At 58.9% G+C, this 5,540-nt stretch carries 8 protein-coding genes; 6 read left to right on the top strand and 2 right to left on the bottom strand.

Annotation, left to right across the window (positions count from 1 at the left end):
* From aroB to VN887_19300, 6 genes are all read left to right on the top strand, one after another.
* Window positions 1-901, top strand: a 901-nt coding sequence (gene aroB, locus VN887_19325; GenBank protein ID HXT42169.1) for a 3-dehydroquinate synthase, incomplete at its 5' end; no start/stop codon positions are given.
* Window positions 902-903: 2 nt separating this feature from the next.
* A complete protein-coding gene (locus VN887_19320) occupies window positions 904-1,500 on the top strand; it encodes a hypothetical protein (protein ID HXT42168.1) in 597 nt (198 codons plus the stop codon).
* 209 nt (window positions 1,501-1,709) lie between these two features.
* A complete protein-coding gene (gene rpiB, locus VN887_19315; GenBank protein ID HXT42167.1) occupies window positions 1,710-2,144 on the top strand; it encodes a ribose 5-phosphate isomerase B in 435 nt (144 codons plus the stop codon).
* A 118-nt stretch (window positions 2,145-2,262) separates the two neighbouring features.
* A complete protein-coding gene (locus VN887_19310; protein ID HXT42166.1) occupies window positions 2,263-3,354 on the top strand; it encodes an SPFH and helix-turn-helix domain-containing protein in 1,092 nt (363 codons plus the stop codon).
* A gap of 16 nt (window positions 3,355-3,370) precedes the next feature.
* Window positions 3,371-3,742 carry a hypothetical protein gene (locus VN887_19305; protein HXT42165.1) on the top strand — a complete coding sequence of 124 codons (372 nt, stop codon included), beginning with the start codon at window positions 3,371-3,373 and terminating at the stop codon, window positions 3,740-3,742.
* Window positions 3,735-4,838, top strand: coding sequence for a zinc ribbon domain-containing protein (locus VN887_19300; protein ID HXT42164.1), 1,104 nt, complete (start codon window positions 3,735-3,737; stop codon window positions 4,836-4,838). The genes VN887_19305 and VN887_19300 overlap by 8 nt, the downstream gene beginning before the upstream one ends.
* A gap of 13 nt (window positions 4,839-4,851) precedes the next feature.
* Here the strand turns inward: VN887_19300 and VN887_19295 are convergent, their stop codons facing one another.
* Window positions 4,852-5,181, bottom strand: a complete 330-nt coding sequence (locus VN887_19295) for a pyrimidine/purine nucleoside phosphorylase (protein HXT42163.1) — start codon at window positions 5,179-5,181, stop codon at window positions 4,852-4,854.
* 18 nt (window positions 5,182-5,199) lie between these two features.
* A partial coding sequence (locus VN887_19290) for a dihydrolipoyl dehydrogenase (protein HXT42162.1) occupies window positions 5,200-5,540 on the bottom strand: 341 nt, incomplete at its 5' end.

Here is a 5,540-nt window from a genome sequence, read left to right as displayed (position 1 = left end):
GAAGAGCTTGAAGGTTGTCGCTACGTGCTATGACCAGCTTGCCGCCCACCGGCTGGAACGAAAATCGTTCGTCGTTGCGCTGGGTGGCGGCGTGGTCGGCGACCTGGCCGGGTTCGTCGCCGCAACCTATCTGCGCGGCATTGATTTTGTCCAAATACCGACGACCCTGCTTGCGCAAGTGGACAGTTCCGTCGGCGGCAAGGTGGGGGTCAATATCAAGGCCGGCAAAAACCTGGTTGGCGCGTTCTGGCAGCCGCGCTTCGTGCTCTGTGACCTTGGCACGCTGGAAACACTGCCCGTGCGCGAGTATCGAGCGGGCCTCGCGGAGATCATCAAGTATGGAATCATCCACGATGTTGAACTGTTCAGGCGCCTCGAACAGGTCATGCCCAAACTGCTTCAGCGCGATCCCGACACGCTCTCATCCGTCGTGGCGCGCTGTTGCCAGATCAAGGCCGGTGTTGTGGGCCAGGACGAAACCGAGAGCGGCCTGCGGGCGATCCTGAACTTCGGCCATACCCTCGGCCACGCGATCGAAGCAACTTGTGGTTACGGCAAATTCTTGCACGGCGAGGCCATCGCCATCGGCCAGGTGTTCGCCGCGCGGCTTTCCGCGGAGTTGCTTGGATTCCCGCAGCGCGACGTCGAGCGGGTCGCGACGGTGTTTGAAAAGGCGGGGCTGCCGACGCGCATCAAGCTGAATCCCGGCCAGCGCGAAAAAATGTTTGAGGCAATGCGGCACGACAAAAAGGTGAGTGAGGGCGTCATCAAGTTTGTGCTTGTGAACAAAATCGGCCAAGTCTCGTTCGGTCAGGCGGTCCCGCTGGACCTGGTGGAAAAAGTGCTGACCGAGCCTCCCGCCCGCCGCTCCGACGAGAAATCTCCTCAACCCGGAAACTAGCCGTGGCTGCCGTCAGCGAAACAATTGTCCGCGAGTATTTCGAACTCCACGGGTTCTTTGTCCGGCAGCAGCGCAAATACGTCGCGCCGACGCGCAAGGAGGACGAGGAGATTGATTTCTTTGTGCTCAATCCGCACCGCGTCGTGGCGGACAGTCCTTTGCCGTTTGTGCTGGCGTCCGACAACCTGGCGGCGGTTGCCCGCGCCGTGGTGGCGGTCAAAGGCTGGCATACGGAAAGTTTCAGCCCCGCCGTGCTGGCCAACGCGCCGGAGATTTTCCGCTTTGTCGAGCCACCGGTGTTCGAGCGCGCGACGAAGGTTTTTGGCGGCGAGGGCTCACCGGCAAAAATCCTGGTGGTGCCGGCGCTCCCCCAGGGGCGGGAGGCCCGGGACGAAAGCATCGAACTGTTGAAGAGCAAGGGAGTGGACGCGGTCATTCCGTTTCACACGATGCTCGCGGACCTGATCGACCAGATCGAAGTCAACCGCAACTATCAGAAATCCGATCTGCTCCAGGTCATCCGCATTTTGAAGAATTATGACTTTTTCAAGGAACCGCAGTTGGAGTTGTTCAAAACAAGGCATCGAAGGAAGAAGTAAGTTTCGCATCCCGCCCCGCCAGCCCGGCGCCCGACACCAGTGCTGAAATGTGCCCTGTGCCGGCTGGATTTTCAATGCCCCGACTCGGAACGGAAATCGTGGCCGACTCCCGCACTCGCGGTGCGAATGGAAACACAATCCGCCCTTAAGACTGATCCGCCTCGGAATCCACTGGACAAACACACCACAATGGCGAGCCTTCGAGTAATGTGAAGATCGCCATCGGCTCCGATCACGCCGGATTTGAATACAAGGAGAAGATCAAAACCCTGCTCCAGGAACTCGGTCACGAGGCTCGCGATTTCGGCACGTTCAGCACTGAGCCGGTGGATTACCCGGTCTTCATAAGGCCGGTCGCCGAAGCCGTGGCGCGGGGAGAATTTGATCGCGGAATTGTGCTCGGCGGATCAGGGAATGGCGAAGCCATCGTTGCGAACAAGGTCACGGGTATCCGTTGCGCGCTGTGCTGGAGCCTCGATACCGCCCGCTGGGCGCGCCAGCATAACGACGCGAACGTCCTGTCCATCGGCCAGCGGACGATTCCTTTGGAGCTGGCTTTGGAGATCGTGAAGGTGTGGCTGGACACGCCGTTCGCCGGCGGACGGCATTTGCGGCGCATCCGGCAGATCGAGCCTTCGGCGTGAACGTACCCGACCTCTCGCTCGGAAGTTCGGCCGGTCGTTACAAAAGCGAGGCGATTTTTTAATTCCCGCCCTGTCCGGCGACTGCAATATTCACTCGAACTTTAACCGGAGATAATTTATGGGACTGCTGAACTATCTGAAAACACAACTGCTGGACATCATCCAGTGGGAGGACGATTCGCGCGACACGCTGTCATGGCGCTTCCCTGACGACGACAAGGAAATCAAGCGCGGCGCTCAACTCATCGTGCGCGAGTCGCAAACCGTACAGTTTATTTACCTCGGCCAGTTCGGCGACACGTTCGGCCCGGGCAAATACTCTCTCGTCACCGACAACATCCCGATCCTGTCCACGCTCAAAGGTTGGAAATACGGCTTCGAATCGCCGTTCAAGGCGGATGTTTACTTCGTCAATACGCGGCTTTTCACCGGCAACAAGTGGGGGACAAGCAATCCGGTGATGCTGCGCGATTCGGATTTCGGCGTGGCGCGCGTGCGCGCGTTCGGGACGTTCGATTTCAAGATCGTGGACGTAAAAACATTCCTGAAAGAAGTCGCGGGCACGGACAATCATTTCCGGCTCGACGAATTTCAGGACACGATGCGCTCCCGTCTGGTGAGTGTGTTCAGCGACGCGCTGGCGACGTCGAAAGTGCCGGTCCTGGATGTCGCGACGCGCTATACCGAATTGGGCGAAGCGCTGCTGCCACTGATCAATCCTCAGACGACCGTGAAGTACGGAATCGAGATTGCCAGCTTCATCGTCGAGAACGTCTCGGTGCCGCCGGAAGTCGAGCAAGCCATCGACAAACGCTCAAGCATGGCGGCCGTCGGAAATCTCAACGATTACGTGAAGTTTCAAATGGCCGAAGCGATGGGCAAAGGCGGCGGCGAAGCAGGCGGCATGGCCGGCACGGCAGCGGGACTGGGCGCAGGTCTGGCAATGGGCCAACAAATGATGGCCGCGATGAACGCGCCGCAATCCACACCGCCCGCCGCTCCGCCAGTGATCGGATCAACGCCTCCGCCGCTCGCACCGCCCGGCGGCGGAGTTCCTGAATTGCTCGGCCCCGCCGAAGCGGCCCGCGCTCTTGGGGTAACCGAAGCCGACGTAATCGCGACGCTCGAGAAGGGAGAACTGAAGGGCAAGAAAATCGGCAGCCAGTGGCGGATTACGCGACAGGCGTTGGAGGAGTTTTTGAAGGTGTAACCTTAGCTCGTTGAATGTGACACTCGACTCCTACAGGTCCGGACTCAAGGCGTATCGAAAAGTTGAGTTATGGTCTTGCGCTCTTCTTTTGCTTTTCATCGCTCTTGCCAGCTTCCCATTCGGAATTATTGAATCACGCGCGGATCGAGTTGGCTTTGACAAATGGTGCGTACTAATCACGGCAGTCAGCGTTATCGTTTTTGCATCAGGCATGTTCTACAGCGTTGCTCGCTGGCCCAAAAAAAAGATTCAAATGATCGGTGTAAATTGTCCGCATTCCCGGAAAGCACTCGTTGGTCTGAGTTCGCAGGTTGTGATCGCGACGGGCAAATGCGGTTTTTGTGGGAATAGAGTTCTTGAAGAAACGATGGACTCTTACAATGCCTGAAGCCACCGCTCAAAAAAAACTCTCCTGCCCGGCCTGCGGCGGCGAGGCGCAATGGAACCCTGCCAAACAGGCGCTCATTTGTCCGTATTGCGGCGCGACGTCGCCAGCGCAGATCGAGTTGAGCGCCACCGGCGAGGAGACCGTCAAGGAGCACGACCTCGCCTCCGCCTTGCGCAACATCCCCGACGATCAGCGCGGGTGGCAGGTGAAGAGAGTTTCCGTAAAGTGCCAGAGCTGCCAGGCCATCTCGGTGTTTGATCCCGCACACGTCAGCCAGCGCTGCGATTTCTGCGGATCGACCGCCCTGGTGCCTTATGAGGAAATCAAGGAGGCGTTCCGGCCCGAAAGCCTGTTGCCGATGAAACTGGCCGAATCGCAGGTGCGCGATTCCATTCGTCAGTGGTATCGCACGCGGTGGTTCGCGCCGAACAAGCTCAAGACCCGGGCGCTCACCGATACGGTGCGTGGTCTGTATGTCCCCTATTGGACGTTCGACGCCCAGGTTCATGCCGAATGGACCGCCGAGTCCGGCTATTACTATTACGAGACCGAAACCTACACTGACGCGAACGGCAGGACACAGACCCGGCAGGTACAGCGTGTCCGCTGGGTGCCAAGTTCCGGAGCGCTCGACCACTTCTTCGACGACGAACTGGTGCCGGCCTCGCGCGGCGTGCAACCGGACCTGTTGGGCGGCGTCGAACCGTTCCCCACGAAGGAACTGGTCGGATATCAACCGGGATTCCTCTCCGGCTGGGTGGTGGAGCGGTACCAGATTGATCTTCTCGCCGCGGCGCGCAACTCACGAGAGCAGATGGACGCCAAGCTGAATGGCATGTGCGCGTCTCAGGTGCCGGGCGACACCCACCGCAACCTGCAGGTTTACCCGAATTATTCCGGACAGACGTTCAAGCACATCCTCGTGCCGATCTGGCTGCTGAGTTACGACTATGGCCGGCGCGCGTTTCAGGTGGTGATCAACGGCTATACGGGAGCCATCGCGGGCCGGTATCCGAAGAGTTGGATCAAAATTACACTGGCGGTGCTGGCAGCGCTGGCGGCTGCCGGAGTAATCGCCTTGCTCACCCACCGCTGAGTAGTGCCAGGTGCTACCCGAGAAACGAACAGATGTATTCGCAGATTCCGGACTTCACTTCGATATCAAAGCCGGACTTCGCGGGAACCTCAAATGTCTGACCCATCGCGTAAATGATGGTTTCCGATTGTCCATCGAGTTTCACCCCGCAGCTCCCGGCCACGATCTCCATGCGCTCGGCCTTGTCTGTACCGAAGTGGAACTTGCCGGGATAAATCAGACCCAGCGTCTTTTTGCTGTCGCCGGGGAAGAGAACGGAATGACTGACGACCTTGCCGTCGAAATAAACATTGGCCTTGGCGACGGCGGTGACGTTGGTGAACTGAGTTGGGATGGTTGACATGGGTTCCGGGAGTAAGCGTTATTTCGTCGCCTGTTTTTTGACGAACGTGTGCGTTGGATGGCCGTAGAAAACTTCGGCCGCTTCCATGTAAGTTTCGGACAATGTCGGGTGCGGATGCACGCACAACGCGAGGTCCTTCGCGGTCGCGCCCATTTCAATCGCGACGACACCCTCGGCAATCAACTCGCCCGCACCGTGACCGACGATTCCAACGCCCAGGATGCGTTCCGTCTGCGGGTCGATGATCAGCTTGGTCAAGCCGTCCGTACGGTCGAAACTCAGAGCGCGACCCGAAGCGCCCCACGGGAATTTCGCGACTTTGACTTCGATGCCCTTCTGCTTCGCCTCGGCCTCCGTGA

The organism is Candidatus Angelobacter sp., from assembly GCA_035607015.1.
In the GTDB taxonomy this organism is placed as follows: Bacteria; Verrucomicrobiota; Verrucomicrobiia; order Limisphaerales; family AV2; genus AV2.
Note: the sequence above shows the minus strand (reverse complement) of the source record. Positions and strands in the feature narration are given on the sequence as shown.